Here is a 1918-nt window from a genome sequence, read left to right on the forward strand (position 1 = left end):
GAAGCCGCCACGCAGGCAGTGGTGGCGCACGACGCGCACGTCGGCTCGGCGCTGACCGGGGCCGAGCAGGCCACGCTGAAGTCGCTGCTGGCACGGCTGGCGCCGCCGCGCGCCGGCTGAGGGCGGCCGGCAAGACAGTCATCCTCCGGCCCGCGGCCATGCGTTAACATGGCCGCCATGCCAAGAACAATCGCCGCGCCTACTGCATCGCGACCCGGCGCCCTGCTGCGCCGCCTGTCGCCACTGCTCTCGCCCATCCTTGCCGCCGTGCTACTGGCCGGCGGTCCCGCACTCACCCCGGCCCAAGCCAAAGCGCCCGCCAAGGCGGCCAAAGCAGCCAAAGCTGCCACCTCCGCAAAAACGGCTGCCGATCCCGCACTGGTGAGCGCCGGCGTGCCGGCCCCGGTGGCCGCGGCGCTGCGCCGCGCCGGCGTGCCGGCCTCGGCCGCCAGCTTCTACGTGGTCAGGCTGGGCGCCGGCACCGCCCGCGCCAGCTGGAATGCGCAGCAGCCGATGAACCCGGCCTCGACCATGAAGCTGGTCACCACCTTTGCCGGGCTGCAGCTGCTGGGGCCCGACTACCGCTGGCAGACCTCGCTCTACGCCGACGCCCAGCCCGGCTTCGACGGCACCGTCAACGGCAACGTCTACCTGCGCGGCCACGGCGATCCCAAGCTGGTGCCCGAAGAAATGGCCAAGCTGGTGGCGAAGGCGCGCGCCGGGGGCGCCACCGGCATCAACGGCGACCTGGTGCTGGACCGCAGCTACTTTGCCGATGGCCTGGACGGCAACGGCACCATCGACGGCGAGGCGCAGCGCGCCTACAACGTCGGCCCGGATGCGCTGCTCTATGCGTTCAAGACACTGTCGTTCACGCTGACGCCGGACCCGGCCAGCCAGACCGTGGCAGTCAGCGTCACGCCCGAACTGGCGCAGCTCAAGCTGGACAACCGGCTGACGCTGACCAACGGCCGCTGCGGCGACTGGCAGTCCAGCGCCAGCCCGAGCGTGGTGCCGCAGGCGGACGGCACCGTGCTGGCGTCGTTCTCGGGCGACTATGCCAGCGACTGCGGCGAGCACGTGCTCAATATCGCCACGCTGTCGCATGCGGAGTTCACCTGGGGCGGCTTCGTCGCCGAGTGGCAGCGCGCCGGCGGGCGCTTTGCCCATCTGCCCGGGCTGCGCAGCGGCAAGGTGCCGCGCAGCGCGGTGCTGCTGGCGCGCCACTACGGCCTGCCGCTGACGGACATCGTGCGCGACATCAACAAGTTCTCGAACAACGTGATGGCGCGCCAGCTGTTCCTGACCATCGGCGCAGAAATAGACCGCGGCGGCCCGGCCAGCACCGGGCGCTCGATCCGCGTGGTGCAGCGCTGGCTGGCACGCCAGGGGCTGGACATGCCCGGCCTGGTGCTGGACAACGGCTCGGGCCTGTCGCGCGAGGAACGCATCAGCGCCTATGACCTGGCGCGCCTGCTGCAGCAGGCCGCGGCCAGCAACGTGGGGCCGGTGCTGATCGATTCGCTGCCGGTGCTGGGCGTCGACGGCACGCTGCGCAACCGCCTGACGCGCGCCAACGCGGCCGGCAACGGCTACCTGAAGACCGGCACGCTGGCCGACGTGCGCGCGCTGGCCGGCTATGTGGATGCTGCCGAGGGCGGCCGCTACGTGGTGGTCAGCATGATCAACCACCCCAACGCCGCGCAGGCGCAGGAAGCGCACGACGCCCTGCTGCAATGGGTGTACCGCGGCGCACCCTGAGTCCGCGCCGGACAGGCCGCGGCGCGGCGCCGTGGCCTGGCGCCAACGCCGCGGCCGCATTTTGTTAAGCGGACACTTACCAGCGTCCGATCCGCCCCTATAATGCCAGGGTGCCGGCCGCGTCCTGCGGCGGCAGCCCTCCCGGCCGGCCCCCCGC

General features: G+C 72.1%; 1 protein-coding gene. It reads left to right on the top strand.

The window, feature by feature from the left end; all coding sequences use genetic code 11:
- The first annotated feature begins 168 nt into the window (after positions 1-168).
- A complete protein-coding gene (gene dacB, locus CF68_RS09045; protein WP_035817668.1) occupies positions 169-1761 on the top strand; it encodes a D-alanyl-D-alanine carboxypeptidase/D-alanyl-D-alanine-endopeptidase in 1593 nt (530 codons plus the stop codon).
- The last annotated feature ends 157 nt before the right edge of the window (positions 1762-1918 follow it).

It is taken from the genome of Cupriavidus sp. SK-4 (genome assembly GCF_000611125.1).
Classification (GTDB): Bacteria; Pseudomonadota; Gammaproteobacteria; order Burkholderiales; family Burkholderiaceae; genus Cupriavidus; species Cupriavidus necator.